The sequence below is a fragment of the Capnocytophaga sputigena genome (assembly GCF_002302495.1).
GTDB classification, from domain to species: domain Bacteria; phylum Bacteroidota; class Bacteroidia; order Flavobacteriales; family Flavobacteriaceae; genus Capnocytophaga; species Capnocytophaga sputigena.
This window is the reverse complement of sequence record NZ_CP022379.1, coordinates 2,121,654-2,144,843: the sequence shown is the minus strand read 5'-3', so window position 1 is coordinate 2,144,843 and position 23,190 is coordinate 2,121,654. Positions and strand designations below refer to the sequence as shown.

24 protein-coding genes and 1 tRNA gene are annotated in these 23,190 nt (G+C 38.8%); 8 read left to right on the top strand and 17 right to left on the bottom strand.

Going from position 1 to position 23,190, the window contains the following annotated elements:
* Positions 1–14 precede the first annotated feature (14 nt).
* From CGC57_RS09680 to lnt, 4 genes are all read right to left on the bottom strand, one after another.
* Positions 15–1,241 carry a hypothetical protein gene (locus CGC57_RS09680; protein WP_095898958.1) on the bottom strand — a complete coding sequence of 409 codons (1,227 nt, stop codon included), beginning with the start codon at positions 1,239–1,241 and terminating at the stop codon, positions 15–17.
* An 87-nt stretch (positions 1,242–1,328) separates the two neighbouring features.
* A complete protein-coding gene (locus tag CGC57_RS09675; RefSeq protein ID WP_232033981.1) occupies positions 1,329–2,237 on the bottom strand; it encodes a PDDEXK nuclease domain-containing protein in 909 nt (302 codons plus the stop codon).
* A gap of 29 nt (positions 2,238–2,266) precedes the next feature.
* Positions 2,267–2,467, bottom strand: coding sequence for a DUF1016 N-terminal domain-containing protein (locus CGC57_RS13040; RefSeq protein ID WP_232033980.1), 201 nt, complete (start codon positions 2,465–2,467; stop codon positions 2,267–2,269).
* 15 nt (positions 2,468–2,482) lie between these two features.
* Positions 2,483–4,081 carry an apolipoprotein N-acyltransferase gene (gene lnt / locus CGC57_RS09670; RefSeq protein WP_095898957.1) on the bottom strand — a complete coding sequence of 533 codons (1,599 nt, stop codon included), beginning with the start codon at positions 4,079–4,081 and terminating at the stop codon, positions 2,483–2,485.
* A gap of 250 nt (positions 4,082–4,331) precedes the next feature.
* Between lnt and CGC57_RS09665 the strand changes: the two genes are divergently transcribed.
* From CGC57_RS09665 to CGC57_RS09630, 8 genes are all read left to right on the top strand, one after another.
* The gene (locus tag CGC57_RS09665) at positions 4,332–4,745 is read left to right on the top strand and encodes a hypothetical protein (protein WP_002679523.1); all 414 of its coding nucleotides are present in this window, start codon (positions 4,332–4,334) and stop codon (positions 4,743–4,745) included.
* 2 nt (positions 4,746–4,747) lie between these two features.
* On the top strand, positions 4,748–5,116 hold the full coding sequence (locus tag CGC57_RS09660; RefSeq protein ID WP_095898956.1) for a DUF2752 domain-containing protein: 369 nt from the start codon (positions 4,748–4,750) through the stop codon (positions 5,114–5,116).
* A 72-nt stretch (positions 5,117–5,188) separates the two neighbouring features.
* Positions 5,189–5,563: a hypothetical protein gene (locus tag CGC57_RS09655; protein ID WP_095898955.1), complete on the top strand. Its 375-nt coding sequence runs from the start codon at positions 5,189–5,191 to the stop codon at positions 5,561–5,563.
* 67 nt (positions 5,564–5,630) lie between these two features.
* On the top strand, positions 5,631–8,339 hold the full coding sequence (locus CGC57_RS09650; RefSeq protein ID WP_095898954.1) for a calcium-translocating P-type ATPase, PMCA-type: 2,709 nt from the start codon (positions 5,631–5,633) through the stop codon (positions 8,337–8,339).
* A gap of 149 nt (positions 8,340–8,488) precedes the next feature.
* On the top strand, positions 8,489–8,971 hold the full coding sequence (locus tag CGC57_RS09645; RefSeq protein WP_095898953.1) for an SMI1/KNR4 family protein: 483 nt from the start codon (positions 8,489–8,491) through the stop codon (positions 8,969–8,971).
* Entirely contained in the window at positions 8,968–9,702 is a 735-nt protein-coding gene (locus CGC57_RS09640) for a hypothetical protein (RefSeq protein WP_002679448.1), read from the top strand. The genes CGC57_RS09645 and CGC57_RS09640 overlap by 4 nt, the downstream gene beginning before the upstream one ends.
* Before the next feature lie 74 nt (positions 9,703–9,776).
* A complete protein-coding gene (locus CGC57_RS09635) occupies positions 9,777–10,358 on the top strand; it encodes a LemA family protein (protein WP_002679465.1) in 582 nt (193 codons plus the stop codon).
* Between the two features lie 5 nt (positions 10,359–10,363).
* Positions 10,364–11,491 (top strand): TPM domain-containing protein, encoded by a 1,128-nt coding sequence (locus CGC57_RS09630; protein ID WP_095898952.1) that lies wholly within the window; start codon positions 10,364–10,366, stop codon positions 11,489–11,491.
* A 75-nt stretch (positions 11,492–11,566) separates the two neighbouring features.
* On the opposite strand, the gene CGC57_RS09625 is transcribed toward CGC57_RS09630, so the two are convergent.
* The 13 genes from CGC57_RS09625 to CGC57_RS09565 form a co-directional block, all read right to left on the bottom strand.
* On the bottom strand, positions 11,567–12,904 hold the full coding sequence (locus CGC57_RS09625) for a hypothetical protein (RefSeq protein WP_095898951.1): 1,338 nt from the start codon (positions 12,902–12,904) through the stop codon (positions 11,567–11,569).
* A gap of 12 nt (positions 12,905–12,916) precedes the next feature.
* Positions 12,917–13,726: a TrmH family RNA methyltransferase gene (locus tag CGC57_RS09620; RefSeq protein WP_002679509.1), complete on the bottom strand. Its 810-nt coding sequence runs from the start codon at positions 13,724–13,726 to the stop codon at positions 12,917–12,919.
* A gap of 59 nt (positions 13,727–13,785) precedes the next feature.
* Positions 13,786–13,983 (bottom strand): hypothetical protein, encoded by a 198-nt coding sequence (locus CGC57_RS09615; RefSeq protein WP_002679358.1) that lies wholly within the window; start codon positions 13,981–13,983, stop codon positions 13,786–13,788.
* 94 nt (positions 13,984–14,077) lie between these two features.
* A complete protein-coding gene (sppA, locus tag CGC57_RS09610) occupies positions 14,078–15,850 on the bottom strand; it encodes a signal peptide peptidase SppA (protein ID WP_095898950.1) in 1,773 nt (590 codons plus the stop codon).
* Positions 15,851–15,875: 25 nt separating this feature from the next.
* Entirely contained in the window at positions 15,876–16,580 is a 705-nt protein-coding gene (locus CGC57_RS09605) for a phosphoadenylyl-sulfate reductase (RefSeq protein WP_095898949.1), read from the bottom strand.
* A 4-nt stretch (positions 16,581–16,584) separates the two neighbouring features.
* Positions 16,585–17,364, bottom strand: a complete 780-nt coding sequence (locus CGC57_RS09600; protein WP_095898948.1) for a DUF3298 and DUF4163 domain-containing protein — start codon at positions 17,362–17,364, stop codon at positions 16,585–16,587.
* Positions 17,361–18,026 (bottom strand): metal-dependent transcriptional regulator, encoded by a 666-nt coding sequence (locus tag CGC57_RS09595; protein ID WP_095898947.1) that lies wholly within the window; start codon positions 18,024–18,026, stop codon positions 17,361–17,363. The genes CGC57_RS09600 and CGC57_RS09595 overlap by 4 nt, the downstream gene beginning before the upstream one ends.
* 58 nt (positions 18,027–18,084) lie before the next feature.
* On the bottom strand, positions 18,085–18,612 hold the full coding sequence (locus tag CGC57_RS09590) for an acyl-CoA thioesterase (protein WP_095899497.1): 528 nt from the start codon (positions 18,610–18,612) through the stop codon (positions 18,085–18,087).
* 4 nt (positions 18,613–18,616) lie between these two features.
* A complete protein-coding gene (locus CGC57_RS09585; RefSeq protein WP_095898946.1) occupies positions 18,617–19,948 on the bottom strand; it encodes an HU domain-containing protein in 1,332 nt (443 codons plus the stop codon).
* A gap of 22 nt (positions 19,949–19,970) precedes the next feature.
* A tRNA-Arg gene (locus CGC57_RS09580) sits at positions 19,971–20,042 on the bottom strand.
* A gap of 241 nt (positions 20,043–20,283) precedes the next feature.
* The gene (prmC, locus tag CGC57_RS09575) at positions 20,284–21,150 is read right to left on the bottom strand and encodes a peptide chain release factor N(5)-glutamine methyltransferase (RefSeq protein WP_095898945.1); all 867 of its coding nucleotides are present in this window, start codon (positions 21,148–21,150) and stop codon (positions 20,284–20,286) included.
* Positions 21,150–22,265, bottom strand: coding sequence for a glucosaminidase domain-containing protein (locus tag CGC57_RS09570; RefSeq protein WP_095898944.1), 1,116 nt, complete (start codon positions 22,263–22,265; stop codon positions 21,150–21,152). Before CGC57_RS09570 ends, prmC begins: the two co-directional genes overlap by 1 nt.
* Entirely contained in the window at positions 22,249–23,190 is a 942-nt protein-coding gene (locus tag CGC57_RS09565) for a 1-aminocyclopropane-1-carboxylate deaminase/D-cysteine desulfhydrase (protein ID WP_095898943.1), read from the bottom strand. Before CGC57_RS09565 ends, CGC57_RS09570 begins: the two co-directional genes overlap by 17 nt.

The window sequence follows — 23,190 nt, the reverse complement described above, 5'->3', positions numbered from 1 at the left end:
GGGTTAGAAATTAGCTACTTCACCATATACAGTCGTCCCGTTATAGATAACAGTTGGTATTGTAGCAGTTGGTTGCTATACAGATCTACTTTTTCAAACTTTTCAAATTCTTCATTGTCTTTGCTAAGGTAATAAGTAGGGGTTTTTAGAGCAATACCTTCAGATGTCCACATATAAGTATCAGCTTTAAAAGAGATAGAAGCATTGTTTAAACGCAGTTGCATAAATAGCTTTCCTTCTCCCCCTTCACCAAGAGTTCCTTCTACTAGAAAGTACTGAGGTAATATCTTACGGCGTGTGTATGTGTCTTGAAAATCACTATAATAAAAATCATCATTGCCCAATTTCATAAAAAGAGGGAATACGGGGGTGCGCTCAAAAAAAGTATCTTTAAAAGAGGAAATGTAATGAGTAGAACAAATATAATGAGGCTTCTCGTCTTGAATAAAGACTATGATACTCTCATTGTCAAAAGTAGTATAGTACTTTTGCTTATCAGGGCGCCATTTTATGTTATTAACTTCTATTTTATAACAAGTAGGTGTGGGTAGATGGTTTTTGGCTATATAAGTCTTCACATCGTCTTCTTTCCAAAGATCAGTGTCCTCAACAGCTTTCATCGGACGAAATTCGGAGTTGCCATCTATAGCCCAAGTACTGTAAGAAAATGTATAAGTATCAATGATATATTTATCTTTTATATAAAACTCTCGTTTCTGTTCCTCAGCTATATTGAGAGACAAACTGTCAATTATTTTTCCTGAAGTATCGAATTTTAGGAAATAAAACAACGAATTTGATTTCTTATAAAATGTTACTAACTGATATTGATCATTGAAGAACTTTTTCTCAAGCGAATACTCTCCTCTTTCGTAAAGCGGGGTAATCGTATTTTTTCCTTCTGTAAGCTCTTTTCTTGAAAGTTCAGGATAGTGTTTGAGATTTTTAGGAAGGGACATCCGTGATTGCCACACTATATAAGCTTCTTCTATTTCGTCTTTGTGATAAGTATAAAGCATTGCTAATATAGTTAAACAAACACTCACCCAAAATATTTTTTTGACAGACTTATAATAGAAGCTATAATAACAAAGCAGTCCTAAAACAAAAATTATAGGTGTAAATAACAGAAGTACATCAATAATTCTTAAGGATAAGGAAGAGCCTAACCCACAAATAATAGAAAGCACTATAAAGCCGAAGCCCGTTAAAATCGCTAAAAATATATTAGGTTTCTTCATTTGTCGTTAGTTTTTAGATGTTAGAAATACAATACAACAGAGTTTTTAATACACAAAATTACTTTATTGTATAAGACTTCCTGTATTTTATAATAATTTTTTCAGTTCCTCAATGTTAGGCAAGGCTTTGCGTAGTGGTTCTGGCATTTCATCTATTGTTTTATAAGTCGCAACCCCCATTGGTTTGTTATAATCTTGTATTACAAATTCCACATACTCCTTATTAGCACTTTTACAAAGTATAATACCAATAGAAGGATTCTCGTGTGGTTTCTTCACTTTGGTATCTAATATTGATAAATAAGTCATCAATTGTCCTAAGTAAGAAGTTTTAAACTCACCTGTTTTCAGTTCTATTACTACCATCGCATTTAGTTCTCGGTTGAAAAATAATAAATCGGGAAAGTGTTCTACCCCATATATTTCTAAATGATACTGATTACCTATGAAAGCAAAATCATTTCCAAATGACATAATGAAATTCTTGATATTCAATATAATTTGCTGTTCTACCACTCTTTCATCTATATCTATTTGTTCACGCTCACCTATTTCTTCAACATTGATAAAATCTAACAAATATTCATCTTTAAACATCATCACAGCTTTACGAGCCATTACATCAGTAGGAAGTGTTTTCTGAAAATTATTAGGAATTTTACCTTCTGTAGTATACGCTTGTTTCTGTATCAACTTTTTGAGTGCTTGTACTGATAAATGTTCTTCGGCTACACGATGAATATAATAGTAACGTGCATTCAAATCTTTAGTCCCCGCTAAAATACACGAATGATGGGTAAAAGGCACTTTGAAGAAATCTTCAATTGGAAAGTCTTTCATTTCAGGTATTTTTAGCGATTGATTTATCTGTAATTGAATGTTATTTTTAGGCTCACCTAATTCATCGGTTGCAACCGATGAATTGATATCAAGTGCTCGCCATTCCTCATAAAAAATACGCATTTCACGCAATTGTGTTGCCGAAAAACCTCTCAACCCTGGTAATTCTCGCCTAAGTTGCTCACTTATTTTTCTAAAGCTCCTCTCCCTAATCCATTTAGTCGCGTATGTTGTGACAGATATTTACCTATACCAAAGTACAAAGCTAATTGTATGCGATTAATCGTTTTAGCAGCTTCATATTGTCCTTGTAAAATAGCCGTCTTAATAGCACTTACAGCAACACTATAATCAGTAAGTGTGTTATCATTTCTATTTTCTTTCATAATACATTCTGTTTTTTATAAATTTACACCTCTTCGTTTTACTAAGGCACTCAAAAACACAAAAAACGCCAAGAAATAGGCAATACGGGCAATGTAATCACCCATTTGCACATAGAAAGTTATTTCATCGTTTAAGGCAATAGTGCCTTTCAAACTGCCTTGAGTACCATAAGGAAGTGTTTTGAGCACCTCTCCCCTACCGTTGATAAACGCCGAAATCCCCGTATTAGCACTGCGGGCTACACTCCGGCGGGTTTCAATAGCGCGCAAACGAGTATAACTGAGGAGCTGCTTATGCCCCTGTGTGTTACGCCACCACGCATCGTTTGTAAGGATTGCCAAAAAGTTAGCCCCTTTCTTGATATAGCCCGTTACAAACTCACCATAAATCGTTTCATAACAGATGATAGGTGCTGCCTTGCCCTCGGTGTCTACCCCTGCAAAAGCTGTACGCTCAGGTTGGGTGGTTTTCAGCGCTACCGTACCGCCTAAATTGATAAGGGTTTCGCCCAATATAGGTTTTAGTATATTCTGATATGGGAAATTCTCTACAGCTACTACCAATTTACTCTTGTGATACAGTGGCATTTCGGGATTGCGATTGAGCAAGAAAGCCGAATTGTAATCGTTATACCAAATACCATAAGTAGAGAGGTAGTTGCTTTGGGAAGTGGTATGTGCTTCGTCTCTCACAAACTCAATCATTGCAGTGCCTCCTACCCAATTGAGCTTAGGATAACGCGCTACGCAAGTGCGCAACCTATCTATCTCAGGGGCATAAGGCAATTCGTTCAGTTTGATATTCTCGGCAAAGACCGTTTCGGGAGTGAGGACGAAATTTACTTTGTCGTCTAATTTATCAGCGACGAGTTGCAACAACAGATTGCTTACTTCTTGATTTGAAAGTGAATATTTCTCAGCATAAGGGTCGATATTAGGTTGCAAGACTATCACATCCACTGTTTTCTTGCCTGCTTCACTATAATTGAGGTATAGAAAATACGAAATCACTACAGGCACAGCAAAAAAGAGCATTGCCACCCCTATTTTTTGAGCAAGAACCTTGCGGTTTTTAGTCGTAAGATAGTTTTCGACAGCCAAAAATAAGATAATATTCACAATCCACACCCATAAAGAGCCCCCAAAAGTACCCGTATATTCGTACCATTGTATCCACGTAATTTGCTCAGAGAAAACGTTGCCTAAATTGAGCCAGGGCCAAGAAACATCCCAAGTGAGGTGGAATTTCTCAAACGAAAGCCATATCGCTACTAAGAAGATGAGCGACACCTTGCGGTTCATACGTTTGGCAACAATATGATAGAGGAAGAAAGTAAGGGTCATCAGTAGCGTATTTGCCAAAATAGCAAAAACTGCCCCTATTTGAGTAGAATACCATATCCACCAAGTAGTGGGGATATTCCAAGTAAGGAATGCTAGATAAGAGAGTGCAAACACCTTGCGTTTGGTATGGCGATAATCGCGACGGATGCGCGCTTCCATTAGCAAGAGAGGAATTAAAGCGGTGAATATCAAAGCTGTAAATCCGTAGGTTACCCACGCACTTGCGAGTAAAGCCCCTGAGAGCAGGGCAAGAAGTATATTTTTCTTCATATATATATTAAAAAAACGTGCCAAAAATAGTAAATAATTACGGAATAAGCAAAAAAAACAAAGACTATTATTTTGATATTAGAACTGTCTCTGCTATAATTCTTACAGTTGTCGCACTTTAGATAAACTGAAAAATTTCATTCCTTTTTCACTCTAAAACTAAACTCAGTGTATAATCTCTCACTAAGTTGCTAATTTTGCTAATTTACAAATTATTTGTACCTTTGCCTTATTATTAAAATTGAGCAAAATGAATGAATTTAACCAACAGTTTTTTCACAAGAAAAATCAAACTGTTATAGTTTTTGAGGTTTTATCCTTAGTATTAGCCATTATCAACCTTGGGATAGCATTCATACCTTGTGTAGGTATCTTAGCGATTCCTATAGGAATCATATCTATCACAATTTCGGCAATAGGATTATATATAGCTCATAAAGCTAGCGCCCAAAAGGGACTACTCATTGCTGCATTAGCGATAGGATTGGTAGGCACTGCTATTTCAGTTGGGCAGATTGTCCTTATAAAAGTCTTAGGAGAATCTTCTCAAAAAGAATCTCGTTCAGATGCTATCTACCAAAATGACTCTATCTATGATAACGACTCTATTAACGAAAGTGATTCTCTCTCTAATGGCACCTATCGTTATAACAATGAAAATTAACCTTGAAAAATAGATCTTTACATAAATATCTGTTAGTAAATAGCCTATTAATAGCATTGTATCTTGGCGGAATACTATACCTAAAATATTTTCCTACCAAAATACAATGCTATTACAAAACTCATTATGGTTTTGAATGCCCTACTTGTGGGCTTACACGTGATTTTTCACAATTCCTCTCCTTAGATTTTCATTCTCCTCTCAACCCTGCCTCTTACTATTACTTTACAGCTTTTGCATTAATTTTTGTCACTCGCTTTCTTCACAGTTTGATTGTATATCGCAAGCCCCACCAGCTGAAAAGTATTATTTTTTTAGATGGTGTAGTGTTCGTTTTTTCAATTTTCATAGTAGTTTTAGGATTTTTGTAGTATTCGCAATGAATTGTATAATTTGCTAATTAACAAATTATTCTTATTTTTGTCGCCAAAATTATTATTAGAATGAATACATATCAAAAAAACAATGCTTTTGAGGCACCTCGCTCTCAAAGTGTAAAAAAAACTATCATCAACCTCTTAGGAGTGATTACCTTCGTTTTGGCAATTTTTGTACTTATTGCTTCGTTTATTCCTATGATTGGCGAAATTGCTTTTATAGGAGGTGCTGCAGTAATTCTGTTGGCAGCTATCGGTTTGTACTTTGCAGCTATCTATGGTATAGGTAAAGCGTTACTCATTGCATCGCTATCACTTTCTATGGCAGGCACAGGCATCTCAATTAAAAAGTTTATCGATTATAACGAGGCACACGCTTCCGAAATACATTCAGGCGGTTCAAGTGGTGGTCACCACCACAGTTGGGGCGATGATGATTAGTTAATCTCTCAAATTCGCTAATTCGCTAATTATATCTATCTTTGCACTTTAATCATTTTAAATAACTATGGCAGAAAAACACCATTACAAAGGGCTTACCGATGCGCAAGTCCTTGAAAGTCGTGCCAAACACGGCGAAAACTCACTCTCATCAGTAGAGGGTGAACCTCTTTGGAAGCAATTCTTAGAGAAATTTACTGACCCTATTATCATTATTCTGCTGGTAGCCCTCGTCTTCTCATTTGGGGTATCTACCTATGAATTTACAGTACACAATACGGGTATCCACGCCTTTTTAGAGCCTGTAGGTATCCTCTTTGCCGTACTTTTGGCTACTGGAGTGGCTTTTTATTTTGAACAGAAAGCTAACAAACAGTTTGAAATCCTCAATCAAGTAAACGATGATATCTACTATAAAGTTATTCGCAATGAGCGTATTACCCAAGTACTCAAAAAAGATATCGTTGTAGGTGATGTGGTTATCTTAGAAACAGGAGAGGAAATACCAGCCGATGGAGAACTCCTTGAAGCGGTATCGTTACACGTGAACGAATCGACGCTTACTGGAGAGCCTATGGTACACAAAACTACGAATCCTGCCGATTTTGAAGCCGAAGCTACTTACCCTTCTAACTACATCTGTCGTGGGACTTCAGTATCCGATGGACACTGTATTTTTGAGGTAAAAAAAGTGGGTGATGCTACCGAATACGGTAAAGTGTTTGAAGGTGTACAGATAGACAATAGCGTAAAAACCCCGCTCAACGAACAATTAGACCATTTGGCAGGAATGATTACTAAAATTAGTTATGCAATAGCTGCTTTGGTGATTGTAGGTCGCCTTATTGTATATTTCACCAATCCTGCAAATAGTTTAGACGCTATTGACTGGGTATCCTTTGGAGGTTACCTACTTAACACCGTGATGATTGCCATTACCGTAGTAGTAGTTGCGGTACCCGAAGGTTTGCCAATGAGTGTTACCCTCAGTTTGGCATATAGCATGCGCAGTATGATGGCTACTAACAACCTCGTGCGCAAAATGCACGCTTGCGAAACAATGGGGGCTACTACCGTGATTTGTACTGACAAAACGGGTACGCTCACCCAAAACCAAATGACCATCTACGAGACTTTCTTCAACGCGGGTATTGATGAGAAACTTATAGCCGAATCTATGGCTGTGAACTCTACCGCTTATCTTGATTTCACTGATAAAGATAAACCCAGCGTATTGGGTAACCCTACCGAAGGAGCCCTCCTCTTGTGGCTCTACGGCAAAGGTATCAACTACTTGCCGATACGCGAAGAGAGCGAGGTATTACAGCAACTCACTTTCTCTACCGAACGCAAATATATGGCTACTTTGGTACAATCGCCTACACTTGGCAAACCTGTGTTGTACGTAAAAGGAGCGCCTGAAATAGTAATGACTTTCTGCCACGAAGGCGGTAAATTCCTTTCAGATATTTCACAAGCCGATTTCGAGGCTAAACTTTTGCAATACCAAAACCAAGCGATGCGTACTATCGGTTTTGCGTATAAAGTGATTGATGATCCTAAAGCGATTATCTCCGAAAACGGTAAGCTCGTAGTAAACGGCTTGCACTTTATAGGTATCACTGCTATTTCTGACCCTGTACGCCCTGATGTACCTGCTTCTATTGAAGAGTGTATGCACGCAGGCATTCAGGTGAAAATTGTAACTGGAGATACTCCTGGTACGGCAAGAGAAATCGCTCGCCAAATACATTTGTGGGACGACAGTTGCACCGACCGCAACCAGATTACTGGTGTAGAGTTTGCCGCAATGAGTGATGCCGAACTTTTAGACCGCATAGGCGACCTGCGTGTGATTTCGCGCGCACGTCCGCTTGACAAAGCTCGCTTAGTAAACTTACTCCAACAAAAAGGAGAAGTAGTAGCTGTAACCGGTGATGGTACTAACGATGCACCAGCCCTCAAAGCTGCGCAAGTAGGTCTTTCAATGGGTGATGGTACTTCGGTAGCTAAAGAAGCCTCAGACATCACCATTTTGGACAACTCATTCAGCAGTATTGGTAAAGCTGTGATGTGGGGACGTTCGCTTTATTTGAACATTCAGCGTTTTATCCTCTTCCAGATGACCATCAACGTAGCAGCGTGTATCATCGTGCTTATTGGGGCTTTCTTAGGGGTAGAATCACCGCTTACTGTAACCCAAATGCTTTGGGTGAACCTCATTATGGACACCTTTGCTGCTTTGGCGTTAGCATCATTGCCACCAAGCAACCGCGTGATGAACGACAAACCACGTGCGCGTGGCGCTAATATCATCAGCTCTCCAATGGCAAAAGGCATCTTTGGGGTAGGAGGATTCTTTGTATTATTGCTCTTTGGTTTCATTCAGTATTTTAAGAATGAAGACATCACAAGTCTCACCGAGTTCTCTATCAGCGATTATGCAAGACATTTCTTCCATTTTGGAGCTCCTGAAGGCAGTTTATCAGCTTATGAACTTTCCTTATTCTTCTCGATATTCGTATTCTTGCAATTCTGGAATATGTTCAATGCCAAAGCTTACCGCACCGGCAAGAGCGCTTTCAACAACCTCGGTAAGAGTCAAGGATTTATGCTCATCGCCTTAGCCATTGTATTAGGACAAGTGTTCATCACTACTTTCGGCGGACAGATGTTCAATGTAACGCCTCTCAAATTGGTAGATTGGGCAATTATCATTGGTGCTACCAGTGCAGTGCTCTGGGTAGGAGAAATCCTTAGAGCAGTTAAGAGATAAGAGTTAAAAGACAATAAATTTTAAAAGCACAATAGCTAATCATTTTAGTTATTGTGCTTTTTTGTTTTCCAAAGTTTGCTAATTAAAATAATAGCATTATCTTTGTGAAGTTCTTTTAATCATAAAAATGAACAAGAACCCTCAAAACTATGGAACACTTCACTAAAAACTTAGCAATCTTACAAAAACTCCTTACAGAAAGTAATGGCGCTTTTGTGCATTTTGGCAATGAACAATATCGTTTTACCCAACAAGCAACTGTTACCCCTGAAGAAATAGCTGATTTTGAAGCTCAGCACCACATCAAGCTGCCCGAAACTTTCAAAACTTTCCTCATTACCTTGGGAGCTTGCACCCTTTTTGAAGACGAACTAGGTTTTGCCTATCAGTTTTTTCCTCCTAATCAATGGGAAGCCTTTTCAGCTGAAGTATTTGAAGGAACTGGTGAATATCTCTTCCCAAAAGTTTTATTAGTGTGTTACCCTAATGTCGGTCATCAAGCGGGATTTATCACTACCCAACCCGATGCTTTTGGCACATTTTATTCGGATATTCCTCTTGAATACTGGGAAGAAGACACTGAATTACTGCCTTTTGCCGATTGGCTAAACGAAGAAATGGCTACACTATGAGAAAAGAAGTCATCACTATTGTTGCTATCATTTTGCTTCTTTTAGCGGGAGCAGGATTACTATTTGTTAAATATGCCCAACAGAAAACAGCTGTTTATTACGCTGAAAAAGAAAGCAGACTCTACCGCTACTACTACGATTATTACTACGCTCATAACAAACGTTTTTCGGCTACTGAATTTTTAAAAGTTCTATCACACAAAGACCCTGAACTATACGAATTGCTGAAAAACGGCAAAATCGTATATTACCCCAAAAAAGAAGGTTTTGCCTACCAAAGATACACATCGTCACAAAATTTTGTAGATTTTGAAGATTTTACCTTTGCTAAATTCCTATTCTCTGATGCCAATATAGCCATAGAACCGATAATGTCTTTTAGCAAAATAGACTATGAAACTGATGTGATATATCAGTACAAAAACGATAGTTTTATAGAAAAAGAGGTATTCAACAAACGGTTACTGATAGATAAATACACTCAGCTATTGCATTGTAAAAAACCTTTTTTAGAAGAAGATTGCCTCTCCTACAACTACAATTTATGCAAAGAGGCAACCACGGTGATTTTCCCCAAAGAAGTCGTTTTTGTAAAATCGAGTTTTGAACCTGAAAGTGAAGCGATTATCAAGCAAGTTTTGCAAACACACTACACTAATACTAACGATACACTTATGGTAGTGGTAAATTTCCCCAACCTCAGTGAAGCAAAATGCTTGAATATCAATTAACAATTGATAATTGGTTAATTGACAAATTATTACTATCTTTGCCCCAATATTAATTTTTTAAGTTAAAAAAAAGAATGAAAAAATCAACTCTTATCCTTATTGGAGCTGTAGTGCTCATAGGAATATTTGCTGTTTCAGCCTATAATGGCTTGGTAAACAAACAAGAACAATTGCACAGTGAGTGGGCGCAAGTAGAAACTCAATACCAACGCCGTTCCGACCTTATTCCTAACCTTGTGGCAACTGTTCAAGGTTATACCAAACACGAAAGCACTACCTTAAAAGAGGTTGTTGAGGCACGCAGCAAAGCGACACAAATCAACATCAACCCCGAGAAGTTAGATGCCGAATCATTAGCCCAATACAATAAAGCACAAGGAGAACTCTCTCAAGCCCTCGGTCGTTTGCTAATGGTTACTGAATCCTACCCTGACCTAAAAGCAAGTGAACAATTTACAGCCTTACAAGCAGAATTATCAGGTTGTGAAAACCGCATTGCTGTAGCTCGTAAAAACTACAACAGCGCAGCAAAAGACTATAACACCTCTCGCCGCCGTTTTCCTAACAACCTCTTCGCTTCAGCTTTTGGATTTAATGAATCTGCTTATTTTAAAGCCGATGAAGGTAGTGAAAAAGCTCCTAAAGTAAGTTTCTAAAAAAAATGAATAACAAGCTGTTACCTCTACTATTTTCGTTTCTCATTGGCATAGGGCTCACCTCTGCCCAAAAGGCTTATACGGTAAAGACAGTCCCTAATGTACAATTGCAGGACAGTCAGCAGTATACTACCGACCCTCAGCACTTGCTCACAGCTGCCGAGACTGAAAGTCTTAATGCTATCTGTAGGAATTTGCGTGCTGAAAAAGGAGTGGAAATGGCAGTGGTAGTCTTGCCTCGCATTACCGACGATTATGCCGATATACGCGATTTTGGTTATGAACTTTTTACTGAATGGGGATTAGGGCGAAAAGACCAAGACAACGGCTTACTAATGCTCTTGATCACCGAACCCGAGCAGCGAGCTATCACTATAGAAGTGGGGTATGGCTTAGAAGGGACTCTACCAGACGGCTTGTGCAAACTCATACAAACGCGCACAATGATCCCTCTGATGAAGAAAGGACAATATGGTGCTGGACTCATTGCAGGGGCTGAAGAAATACAAAAAGTCATCTCAGGTGATTCCGACCTACCACAACTACTGGAAGCACAAGAAAACTCAAGTTGGTGGGAAGAAATAAAAGAAATGTTTTCTGGAATATTCTATAGTGCCATAGCTTTTTTCTTTTTTATTCTTATGATTTTTGGAAAGACTAGAAAAGAAATAAAAGAGCAAATGGCTAATCCTGCTATATCGCCTTATGTGAAGTATTTGACTATAGAAAATGTAAGCATTTCAAAAAAATACATCCCTCTACTGATAATCTTTTTCCCTATATTACCTTTTGCTATCTACTGGCATTACCATTGCAAGCGACTTAAAAAGCAATTGCTCGCCGAGATGATTTGTGAAGAATGTGAGCGTACAGGCACCACCGTTGTCGAAAAAGTAACCCGTGATACAATAGGTGATTACATAAAAATTACAGTGCAATTCCGTTGCAAAAATTGCAACCACCTGCATACAGAAGAAAAGAGCTTCAAGATTGAACACAACCGTAATTACCGACGAGGCATTGGCTTTGGGGTAGGTAGTTCGTTTGGAGGTGGCAGTTTTGGAGGCGGTAGCTTTGGTGGTTCGTTTGGAGGAGGGCGCTCTGGAGGTGGTGGCGCCTCTACAAGATTTTAAAACAATTGATAATAAGCAAAAAAGCTGTCTAACATTTCTTTGTTAGACAGCTTTTTGTATTTCATTTTTTGTCAATTAAAAAAAGTATTCTTTAAAGGTCTTTATATCGAGATAGCCTCGCTTACCACCTTTTTCTATCTCATAGAAATGAAAAGTACATTTTTTAACCTCATTGTAAGAAGGCTCTTTTTGCTGAGGATAGAATCCTTTTTTGTTGTCTTTCTCAAAAAAGAACTGATTATTGCTTTCATAATACAATTTATCATATACTATTGGTAGCAATTCTTCTTCTGTAAATTTTTCTTCTGGAGTAAGTTTACAAAGAAGCAATCCTTTATAACCGTTCTTTTCAACTCTTAAATAATACAAGTTTTTATCGCGATGTATCTCGGTTATTGTTTCACCCATTTCTTTTACAACAGAACGTTTTTTACTGAGATACTCACCCCATAGCTCACCTATATGCAATTGCGTGTTAGAGATAACATAACAGTCATCTCCCTTATTAAGATTAGGAAGCTCTGTTACTTTTTTGCCATAAGCATCGTAGTAAGCCGCTCCACTTTCCTTGAGTACCTCTATCCCCATATCATAGAGATAAAACGCTTTTATATCACCTATATCCATCTTATCCTGATGCAGATTATAAACTTCTATCTTCCCATTATTTTCTGTAACAAATATACTCTCAGAATAGTAAATATTGTCATATTCATCAGGTAATACCTTAGCTCCCAATATGTTTACCAACTCGTATTTATCTGCTTTAGGCTTTTTGAAATACAAGTCTTTATGTCCCATAGCATCAGCTATATAGCCTTTATCAAGCTGAATAGGTTCCAACTCCCCACTGATGTTATATCCCACTAACTCATCTCTATCTTTAAAAGGAAGCAAGGCGTTGTATATACGATTCCAGCTATACCCTTTCCCTAATAGATAAATACACTTATCCTTAGATAGTTGGATTACAATAGGTACGAACGACAATGAAGTAGATTTGTACGCTTCCAAGTACTGTTCAACTATATACGATGTATTGACAAAACTGAGTATTACCCCTCCGCCTAAAGACCATTTTTTCTTATTAAAATCAGCATACGTTGTACTGCGAAGATCTTTGGTATAGAAAACTCCCTTTTCCTCTAATTCCTTTTTAATTTTTCGTTTTTTAATCGTAGCTACTTCTTTTAGAGAAAGATTATACATTTTGTTATTCTGTATATCTCTTTCCTCTTTGCATTCCAATTGATATGCAATATAATCACCCTTCTCTTTTATGTAATAAAAAGTAAAGCCTACCCGTTCATCAACAGCTATAATGTCAATTTCTTTAGGAGTGGAGAGCGTATATTGTGCTTCCACTGATAAACTACAAAAGAATAGAAAAAGAATTGTTATGAGGTGTTTCATATTCGTAATTCGTTATTCGTAGTTTGTCATTACCCTTTGGCGTTTTGCCTCAAAGATGAGTACAGCAGCAGCTACTGATACATTCATAGAATCGATTACACCTTCCATTGGGATGATGATATTCTGGGTGCTATGGGTGAGCCATTCATCGGTGAGGCCTTGGTCTTCAGTGCCTACTACTATGGCTGAGGCTTCACTAAACGACACTTCGTAGTAAGGCTTAGATGCCGTGAGAGCCGCACAATAACTGCTGATGTTTTTAGCTTTCAGAAAATCAATAACCTCGGCAGTAGTACCTGTGGCGATAGGCACCGTAAACACACAGCCCACACTCGAGCGGATGATATTCGGGTTGTAGAGATCGGTTTTAGGGTTGGCGATAATCACAGCATCTATATGGGCAGCATCGGCAGTGCGCAGGAGCGCCCCTATATTCCCCGGTTTTTCGGGAGCTTCGGCTACTAATAGCAAAGGTTTTTTAGTGCTGAATGCCAAAGTGTCTAAACCGTGTTTTTTTACTTCTACCAAAGCTATCACCCCCTCAGTAGAACTGCGATAGCTAATCTTCTCATACACTTCTTTGCTGATAGCAATAGGCGTGAGTTTTTGGGTAGTATAACTGAGCAATTCATTAAGTTGTCGCTCACTGAAGATATCCGGCTGATATAGAAGATTTTCAAGGCTATAGCCTCCTTGCAAAGCCAAACGTATTTCGCGCGCGCCTTCTACTACGCATAAACCTTGCTTCTTGCGTTCGCGCGATTTCTCACTCAAAAGAGCTATTTTCTTTATTAAAGGATTTTGAGTACTCGTGATGTTCATTTTTAGATAATAGGTAAGAGATAAGAAAAAGCTACCTACTTACGTAGGCAGCTTTATTATTATTTATCCATAAGCACCTTGCAGTGGGATAGTTCGGGCTTATTTTTAGTGTAGGCATCGAGCCAAACTTTTAGTTCTTCTACTTCATAGGGCAATAGTCTATCTATTGCTTTTTTGAGTTCTTTGTAAAATAAGTTTGGATCGAAACTTACCTTTGATAAAATCATTTTTGTGTACTCAAACATTGCACGTTTCATAATAGATAGGTTTTAATGTTTTATTGTACAAATGTAGCTAATAAAAATGATATGAACAAGTTTTAGGATGTTAATTTTGTGTTAAAGTCCATAACTATTTCAGTTTCACATCATATTCTAAACGGGCTTGTACCCCGCGTTGTTGGGCGATGCGTTTTATCTGCTGATATACTTCATAAGCTTCTACCCCCATTTCGTCACGCAGGTTATTTCCTCTTAACTGAGCACCAAAACGGCGGAACATTGTTTTGAAATCCATCTCGAATACAGGATAAGAAATCGTACGATATTCTTTAAGTCCGTTATCTTTAGCGGCGTAGGCAATAGCATCGTTGAGAGAACCGAGTTCATCTACCAAACCATTAGCAAGGGCTTCTTTACCACTCCACACTCTTCCTTGTGCGATAGAGTCTATTTGAGCTACTGTTTTGCCACGTCCTTGGGCTACACGGTCTAAAAATACAGTATACACTTGTTCAATAGATTCGGTCATTTCTTTTCTGAATTGTTCAGTAGGCTTTTGATAAAGGCTATACCATTGAGCATTAGGGTGAGTGCTTACCGTTTCGGCAGTTATACCCCAATTAGTAGCTAAAGCATTTACGTTAGGAATCACGCCAAATACCCCGATAGATCCTGTAATGGTACCTTCTTCAGCAAAAATGCGATTGGCATTACAAGCTATATAATAACCACCTGAAGCAGCGTAATTACCCATAGACACATATACCTTTTTCTTCTTTTTAGTTATCTCTATTTCTCGATGCATCAACTCTGAAGCTAAGGCATCACCGCCAGGGGAATTGATGCGGAGGACAATTGCTTTTACTTCTTTTTTATCGGCGGCTTTGCGCAAAGCACGGATAATGGTTTCGTTACCCACTACTTCGGCACGACCTTCGCCTTGCATAATCTCGCCATCGGCATAGATAACCGCAATTTTATCTTTAGTTTTATTATTTGAAGCTTTACCCACCACTGCTTCGGCGTAATCTTCTATATTGATAAAATCTACTTTATCAATACTCTTGCTACCGGTTTTGTCGCAGATGATTTTTTCAAACTCATCGCGGTAGAGGATATCGTCTACTAATCCGTTGTTTTTAGCGAGTTGAGCGTTACGTCCGCCTATGTTTGTAGCGATTTCATTGACTTTATCAACAGAGATGTTGCGGCTTTTGGAGATATCGGTAGCGATAACACTCCACATTGCATTGAGCAATTGAGAGATTTGCAAACGGTTGTTATCGCTCATCTTATTATCTAAGAAAGGTTCTACAGCACTTTTGTATTTACCGTGGCGAATGACTTCCATTTGTACTCCTGTTTTCTCTTGCAAACCTTTGAAGAAAAGCACTTCGGAAGAAAGCCCCCGCAAAGCAACACTTCCCAGTTGACTTATATAAATTTTATCGGCAACACTTTGGAGATAATAGTCGAGTTGAGAAATTTCATCGTTATAAGCTAAGACGAACTTACCAGAAGTTTTGAAATCTATTAAGGCTTTGCGCAGTTCTTGAGCGAACGCTAAACCGCCAATATTACCCGTACTTTTGAGGTAAATACCCTTGATACGTTTATCGGTTTTTGCATTTTGAATAGCTTTAAGGGTAGTATTCAGTCCGTTGTAAGACTGAGAGGTATAGTCGAAATCCTTAAAACTAATACGCTCACCATAATCGGTAAGAGGCTCGTTGAAAGCGAGTTCTAATACTGAATTGTCTTTCACGGTTATTTCTTCACCTGAAGAACTTCCTACTACTGAACTTATCATCACAGAAATGAAGGCGAGGAAAAGGAGCAGGCATATCCCCATAGAGATAAAGAATCCGAGAATTGTAGCTAAGAGGGTTTTGAAAAAAGTCATATTATCAATTTGTCAATTTATCAATTTATTTGTGTTCGTGGAGACCGCATTCCTTTTTGCTATTGCTTTCCCACCACCAACGACCAGCGCGGAAATCTTCACCTTCTTTGATAGCACGGGTACAAGGAGCGCAACCTATGCTCACAAAACCTTTGTCGTGCAATACGTTGTACGGAATGTTATGCGCTTTGATAAAGGCTTTAGTATCCTCGAAAGTCCAATGGAGTATAGGGTTGTACTTAAAGAGCTGATAGGTATCGTCCCACTCGAGTATAGGGAGGTCTTTGCGTGCTGTACTTTGGTCGGCACGAAGCCCTGTGACCCATACTTTTTTACCTTTGAGCGCTCTGCCAAGAGGTTCTACCTTGCGGATATGGCAGCACTCTTTGCGGAGTTCTACTGAGCGGTAGAATGATAGAGGTCCATTTTTATGTACATACTCTTCTATATCAGTTGTTTTGGGATAATAAGGCAAGATGTGTGTATTGTAACGTTCATCAGTGCTTTCCCAAACTGAATAAGTTTCGTTGAACAAGCGCCCTGTATCTAAAGTAAAAATACTGATAGGGATTTGGTTCGCCAAAATGAGATGTGTAACCGCTTGGTCTTCCAATCCAAAGCTAGTAGAGAAAACAATTTCATTAGGAAATTGTTCAGCTAAAAAAGCGAGACCTTCTATTTCAGTTTTTTGTAAGAGAGCGTTATGGAGTATTGCTAATTGTTCTTTCATTATATTATTTATGATCGGCGAAAGTGAGGTAAGGCATAATCTCTTTGATAGGCACTTTCACTTCAAAAGGTTTATCTAAATAAGGTGCAATTTCAAAAGGATCGTAGTACAAGATGAGAGCATCGGCAGCAATTCCCATTTTGTTAGGAAGGCAAAATACTCCATCTTCAAAATCTATTTTTTTATCGGCTAATTGATTTTCAGGAGCGTTCTCTTTTGCTTTTTTGAAATAGCGTTCGGCAATTTGAGTTACTTTTTGGTCATCAGTAAAAAGATTTTCATTAGTAATTACCTCACCGTTATCGAGTGCAAAGTGAGTGAACACTTTAGTTTGTATAGGTTGCGCTTCGCCCGTAGCTGCATAACGTTTAGAGACTAAAGATAACATTTTGCTATTCTGCCACATAATGCTATCGGTAACGATGAACTCGAAAGCTGGGAGATCGGGGAAATGACCGTGAAGTTTGTAGTAGTCGTTGCTCAAACTATCTAAGGCTTTTTCAATACTGATGCCTTCCACTTGCAAAGTATCTTCATTAGAAAGAAGGAAGTTAGAGATTTGTATTTCTATTTCTTTATTGAAATTCTTTGCGAACTCGCTATTGCCTTTGCAATGCAAATAGTTTAAGCTCACTGAAAAGCAATCGTCTTCGCAATTTTCGTCGCTGCGTTCTATTGTTTTCTCTTCAAAGCGGAGTTTGCTAAAATAATTATAGGTGCAGTAAGCTCCAGCTATTATTACAGCAATTAGGGCTATAATGAGGGTTAGTTTTTTCTTATTCATTTTTCTTTAATATTTCCATTGACATATATATTTCTGCAAACCATTGCAGATAGATTGATATGTTTATCATTTACTAATAGGAACATAGAGTCGTCAAAAGGTTCTTTGCTAAGTACTTCTATCTCGTCGCCCAAAGCAATATTCATTTTATTGAGATATACCAAAAACTCTTTAGAGGTGTTCTTTACTGCTACACACACTCCCTTATCACCTTGCTTGAGTTCGCTTAAAAGGGTTTGGATAGTGGTAGTGAAAACGCCTTCTTTATTAGGGATGGGGTCGCCGTGAGGGTCTTTTTGGGGAAATCCTAAGAAAGCATCGAGGCGTTCTATCAATTTTTCGGACTGGATATGTTCTAATTCTTCAGCTATTTCGTGAACTTCGTCCCAAGAAAAGTTGAGTTTCTCTACTAAGAACACTTCCCACAAGCGGTGTTTACGAATGATACCAATAGCCTTTTGAGTACCTTTTGGAGTGAGGGTAACTCCTTGATACTTCACATAGTTGATGAGTTGTTTATCGGCTAATTTTTTAAGCATATCGGTTACCGATGAAGCTTTATTATTCATCACTTCAGCAATAGCATTGGTACTCACCGCTTCTTTAGTTTCGGCATAGAGATGAAAGATAGCTTTCAAGTGATTTTCTTCTGATAAGGTCATTTTTTCTTTGTTTTTAAGACAAAAAACCGCCTTTTACATTGGCGGTTCTACTATTACATCAACTATTTTCTAACTCGGTGAATAGGGCTTTTAGCTCGGTAGCATCGTGTGGAGACAACTTACCTGCAATCACAAGGCTAAGCTGACGACGTTGCAAAGCGCCTTTATATCGCTCTTTTTCGAGCTCGGTTTCGGGTTCTAATTCGGGTACTTTTACGGGGTGACCATTCTCGTCTACCGCTACGAATGAGTAGATAGCCTCGGTAGCTTTGGTGCGTTCACCATAAGTATTTTCCATCCACACATCTATATACACCTCCATAGAAGAGGAGAAAGCGCGAGAAATAGCAGCTTCTACAGTTACTATACTCCCTACGCGTATGCTATGGGTGAAGGCTACGTGATTTACCGATACGGTAACTGTAGCACGCCCAGAGTGGCGCTGAGAGGCAATACTTGCGGCTCTATCCATACGAGCGAGGAGCTCGCCCCCAAACATAGCGTTTAGGTGATTGGTTTCGCCAGGTAGTACGAGGTCGGTGAGTATGGTACGTGAATCAGAAGGGGTTTTCTTGTATGGTATCATTTTTTTAGGGTTGAGTGAGTATCCATCCACCATCGAGTTTTTTCTCTTGTTTGGATGCTTGTACTTCGCGTTGTTGTAGTCTTGCTTCATCGGGAGAATCGAAACCACCATAGCTTACTTGGTATAGACCTTTAGCATTTACGCCCAACACGAAAGCATTAGGGTATCCTATCTTTCTAAGTTGTTGTACACGAGCTTGTGCATTTTTCTCGGAACTAAAAGCCCCTGCAATCACTTGGTATTTTTTGTTAGCCAAAGGAGATGGTTTGCTAGGGGTGCTTGGAGCACTTGTGTTAGTAGGTTTGGCACTTGTTGTAGCTTGTGTAGGTTTAGTACCTGCGGTAGTTTGCGTAGGTTTAGCGCCTGCAGTAGCTTGTGTAGGCTTAACACCTGTAGTAGCTTGTGTAGGTTTTGAGGTTGGAGCAGGTTCTGTTCTTGTAGGTTTAGGTGATTCAGCAACCGTTTTAGGTTTAGATTCAGGTTTTGCCTTACCTTTTTCTGGGGTAAGGTTGATCACCGGCATAGTGATAGGAGGTGTAAATACAGCTGCTTCACTAAGTTGTTGATTTAAACGTTCTTGTACCAAACTATCAGTAATTACATATTGTTGTTCATCGGGGTTACCATTAGCGAGTTTTTCACTAAACAAAGCATAGGCACCATAAGCCAAAATTGCCAATCCTAACATTGCCACAGCTGTATATTTGATATATGGGCGCAATTTGAATTGCTTTTTGCTCTTGTTAGGTTGAGGAGGAACCACATTTTCTACTTCGGGTTGAGAAACGGGTTCTACAGGAGGAGCGGGTTGTGAAACTGGACTCTCTATGGCTGCAAGTGATTTTTCTTCAGGAGGAAGAATTGATTGAGGGTCTATTGTAGGTTTGATTTGATTTTCAGCGATTTGAAGGTCAGAAGTAGTAACTTCGTGAGGCACAAAGGGTCCCATACCAAAAGAGTCGGTAAGGTAATTTACATCGTTAGCAGGTTCAAAAGAAACGCGTCCTTCACGTGTTTGGCGCAAAGTACCTATTCTTTCTAACTCCAAGGGTTGTTCCTGTTGCAAGATGCGTTTCCATCCTTCTACGGCAAGGTTTATATAATCTTCTACAAGCTTGTAGTCGATACCAGATTGTTCTGAGACATATTTTATTAGCAAGCCATCATTAGAATTGAGGCTTGCGTTAAAACTAAGCTCTCGTTTAGGAGGGTCAAAAGTTTTATCGTCAGCCATTTTGGCTGATTTTCTATTAGAGATAAATGCTCCAAATTTAGGGATAATCACACATTGGTGTTTGTAGAGCAACTCTTCGATGTATACGTTTAAATCTTTCATAATCTTTACTGATTAAAACAAGTGGTCCTGCCAAGAATCGAACTTGGATCAAAAGTTTAGGAAACTTCTATTCTATCCGTTGAACTACAAGACCCACTCAGTAATTTTTGGCAAAGGTAATACTTTTTTTTGAAATACCAAATTTTAAACAGTAAGGCATTGAGTTCGAGGTGGTGAGAGTTCTCTGAGTATTAGAGCTCTTGGAGGTCTCAGTACTCTCAGAGTTATCGGAGTTTATTTAATGTGAGTTCAAGGTAAGTAATTTCACGAATTTTCACTTGACGGTGGATTATTTTGTAAATATATTATGTTATATTGCTGTAAATCAATTTCTGTTATATCGAACTGATGTTATTTAACTTTGCGCAAAGCATACGATCGTTGCCAGAAAGGTCTTGACGAAGTGTGATTTCGGCAAAGTTTTTTTGGGTTAACATCGCTTGCATTTCGGCTGCTAAATACTGATTAATTTCAAAAAACAAACTACCTTCAGGCTTTAGATATTGCTGAGCGAGGGTTGCTATTTGTTCGTAGAATAACAGCGGACGCTCATCGGGGACAAAAAGCGCTAAATGAGGTTCATAACTAAGCACATTGCTATGCATTTCAGTCTTTTCTAATTCACGTACATAAGGAGGATTAGAAATGATCACATCATACTTTTGTGGAAGTGTTTCGGTTTGTAAAATATCACATTGCAAAAACTGAATTTTTACTCCATTGCGGTCGGCATTGCGCTGTGCCACGGTTATAGCTTTAGGCGAAACGTCTATAGCTGTAACCACAGACTTGGGCAAGGCTTTCGCTAATGAAATCGCAATACAACCACTGCCAGTACCTATATCTAAAATGTGCAATGGATAGTTTTTATCAGGATAAGTTTGCAATACCCAATCTACTAATTCTTCGGTTTCGGGTCGGGGTATGAGGACATTCTCATCTACAAAAAAACGATTAGAGAAGAACTCAGTTTCGCCCAAAATGTATTGTATGGGTTTGGCTGTTTGTAATTCTGTAATCGCTTGTTGTATAGATCGTTTTATATTATCTGTAAGGAGTGTATCAGCATTGGCTAATACATCGGCTGTAGTATAGTTAACATAGTGCTCCAAGAGAATAAAATAAAAAGAATTGATTTCACTCTTAGGGTACAAAGGTTGTAAGCAGTTGTGAATATGCGCTTTTAGCTCTGCAAAAGTCATTAGTTTACACGAATTTGTTGCCCTACCTTTAGGTTGCTACTAGCTACATCATCAAAGTTATTGAGTTTCATCAGTTGTTGTACAGGCACTTGCTGCTCACGTGCTATTTTATACAAAGTATCGCCTGTTTGCACTTGATAAAACACTTGAGCAATTGCCTCTTTTTTGACAGGACTCTCTTTAGCAGGTGCTGAAGCAGGTTTAGCCGTAGGAGCTTTAGGTGTTTCGGCTTTAGCTATAACTTTAGGTGTTTCTTTGACTACCGATTTTGGTGTTTCTTTGACTACTGGTTTAGCTATTTCCTTAACTACTGGCTGCGCTGCTGGTTGTGTAGTTTCTTTTGCTGCAATTTTAGGTGTAGGTGTTGAAATGACATCAGTATTAGGCATTTTGAGTTCTGCGCCCTTCATTGCAATTACCTGATTGTCGTACAGATGCAAGTTGAATTTCTTGATAAGAACAATCAATTTTTTAGCATAGGCAGGATCGGTAGCGTAGCCCGCTTTTTTGAGTCCGTGAGCCCACGATTCATAATCGGTAGGGTCTAACTCAAACAAAGAGCTATATCTACCGCGTTTTACCAAGAATTGAGAGTGATCTTCAAAAGATTCGTAAGCATATTTGTAACGGCGGAAGCACTCGCTTTTCTCATCGTCGTCGTGGGTAATAGTTTTGCCGTTCCAAGTAGCGTGGCATTTGATACCGAAGTGGTTATTGCCATAGCGCGCCAAGCGACCTTGCCCTGAGCCACTTTCTAAGATACCTTGGGCTAAGGTGATACTTGCAGGAATGTTGTAGCGTTGCATTTCCACCATAGCGATATCTTTGTAATCCTCTATATACTTTTGGGTTACCGCCCCTGTTACTTGCAAAGCAGGCGGCACCTCGTGGAAATCGTCTTCCACGAAATCTTTGCGGTTGAGTTTTGAATCCGCTAAGGCTTTGTTCCTTTGTGCAAGCTCAGAATGGGTAGTTTTTTTCACCTCGACACGGGGTGTAGGTCGTTGCCCACGATAAATTACAGAATTAGAATTTTTTCCATTTTTATAATTCTGTTCAGAGCAAGATGATATTATAAAGAGAAATAGTAATAGCAAACTAAATCTTTTCATCATAATTCAATATACTTTTATGTTTTTTAATTCGTTCGTTGTTAAAGCCCTTAATTCCTTGTAAACCACCAGTATGGATGGCTAAAATGCGGGTATTGGACGCAAAATACCCTTGCTTTGAGAGGGCAAAGATAGCAAAAATCATTTTACCTACATATATAGGGTCTAATAAAATTTTTGTTTGACTGTTAAAATCATTTAAAAAATCTACCAATTCATCGTTCACTTTGGCATAACCACCAAAGTGATAATCGTGTATCAACTCCCAGTTTGTTTTGGTAGTATATTGCTTGATTACCTCACTAAGAAATTCGCCTTTGAGAGCAGGAAATCCTATGACTTTCTGACGATTAGCGCTTGCATTGATAAGCCCAGAGATGGTACCGCCAGTACCCACAGCACTACATATCACATCAAAAGCACTATCTTCGGGGGTAAGAATTTCCTCACATCCCCTCACAGCCAGCGCGTTAGTACCACCTTCGGGGGCTATATAAATATTGTTACCATAGCGTTTCAGGAGATTCTCCAAGAATTCGGGTGTATGTTTTTGTCGGTAATCTTCACGACTCACAAATAGAAAATCCATTCCGCAAGATTTAGCAAACTTTAACGTTGGGTTAACATCTATTTTAGAAGCTAATTCATCGCCACGAATCACACCAATAGTTTTCAAACCTACAATTTGCCCTGCAGCGGCTGTAGCAGCAATGTGATTAGAATAAGCCCCTCCAAAAGTGAGGATGGTATCCTTGCCTTCCTCTTGTGCTTTGGCAATGTTATACTTGAGTTTGCGGAGCTTGTTACCCGACACAAAAGGGTGGTTCTTGTCCTCACGTTTTATAGTGAGGGTAATACCATTAGGGAAAGGGATGTTTACAGGTTCATTTTCTATATGGAGGTTATTGAACATAAGAGGTACATTCAT

Bases quoted from the DNA above. Each gene is read 5' to 3' on its own strand.
- CGC57_RS09680 (WP_095898958.1), bottom strand. From the start codon at position 1,241: ATGAAGAAACCTAATATATTTTTAGCGATTTTAACGGGCTTCGGCTTT.
- CGC57_RS13040 (WP_232033980.1), bottom strand. From the start codon at position 2,467: ATGAAAGAAAATAGAAATGATAACACACTTACTGATTATAGTGTTGCT.
- lnt (WP_095898957.1), bottom strand. From the start codon at position 4,081: ATGAAGAAAAATATACTTCTTGCCCTGCTCTCAGGGGCTTTACTCGCA.
- CGC57_RS09665 (WP_002679523.1), top strand. From the start codon at position 4,332: ATGAATGAATTTAACCAACAGTTTTTTCACAAGAAAAATCAAACTGTT.
- CGC57_RS09655 (WP_095898955.1), top strand. From the start codon at position 5,189: ATGAATACATATCAAAAAAACAATGCTTTTGAGGCACCTCGCTCTCAA.
- CGC57_RS09650 (WP_095898954.1), top strand. From the start codon at position 5,631: ATGGCAGAAAAACACCATTACAAAGGGCTTACCGATGCGCAAGTCCTT.
- CGC57_RS09645 (WP_095898953.1), top strand. From the start codon at position 8,489: ATGGAACACTTCACTAAAAACTTAGCAATCTTACAAAAACTCCTTACA.
- CGC57_RS09640 (WP_002679448.1), top strand. From the start codon at position 8,968: ATGAGAAAAGAAGTCATCACTATTGTTGCTATCATTTTGCTTCTTTTA.
- CGC57_RS09635 (WP_002679465.1), top strand. From the start codon at position 9,777: ATGAAAAAATCAACTCTTATCCTTATTGGAGCTGTAGTGCTCATAGGA.
- CGC57_RS09630 (WP_095898952.1), top strand. From the start codon at position 10,364: ATGAATAACAAGCTGTTACCTCTACTATTTTCGTTTCTCATTGGCATA.
- CGC57_RS09625 (WP_095898951.1), bottom strand. From the start codon at position 12,904: ATGAAACACCTCATAACAATTCTTTTTCTATTCTTTTGTAGTTTATCA.
- CGC57_RS09620 (WP_002679509.1), bottom strand. From the start codon at position 13,726: ATGAACATCACGAGTACTCAAAATCCTTTAATAAAGAAAATAGCTCTT.
- CGC57_RS09615 (WP_002679358.1), bottom strand. From the start codon at position 13,983: ATGAAACGTGCAATGTTTGAGTACACAAAAATGATTTTATCAAAGGTA.
- sppA (WP_095898950.1), bottom strand. From the start codon at position 15,850: ATGACTTTTTTCAAAACCCTCTTAGCTACAATTCTCGGATTCTTTATC.
- CGC57_RS09605 (WP_095898949.1), bottom strand. From the start codon at position 16,580: ATGAAAGAACAATTAGCAATACTCCATAACGCTCTCTTACAAAAAACT.
- CGC57_RS09600 (WP_095898948.1), bottom strand. From the start codon at position 17,364: ATGAATAAGAAAAAACTAACCCTCATTATAGCCCTAATTGCTGTAATA.
- CGC57_RS09595 (WP_095898947.1), bottom strand. From the start codon at position 18,026: ATGACCTTATCAGAAGAAAATCACTTGAAAGCTATCTTTCATCTCTAT.
- CGC57_RS09590 (WP_095899497.1), bottom strand. From the start codon at position 18,612: ATGATACCATACAAGAAAACCCCTTCTGATTCACGTACCATACTCACC.
- CGC57_RS09585 (WP_095898946.1), bottom strand. From the start codon at position 19,948: ATGAAAGATTTAAACGTATACATCGAAGAGTTGCTCTACAAACACCAA.
- prmC (WP_095898945.1), bottom strand. From the start codon at position 21,150: ATGACTTTTGCAGAGCTAAAAGCGCATATTCACAACTGCTTACAACCT.
- CGC57_RS09570 (WP_095898944.1), bottom strand. From the start codon at position 22,265: ATGATGAAAAGATTTAGTTTGCTATTACTATTTCTCTTTATAATATCA.
- CGC57_RS09565 (WP_095898943.1), bottom strand. From the start codon at position 23,190: ATGAATGTACCTCTTATGTTCAATAACCTCCATATAGAAAATGAACCT.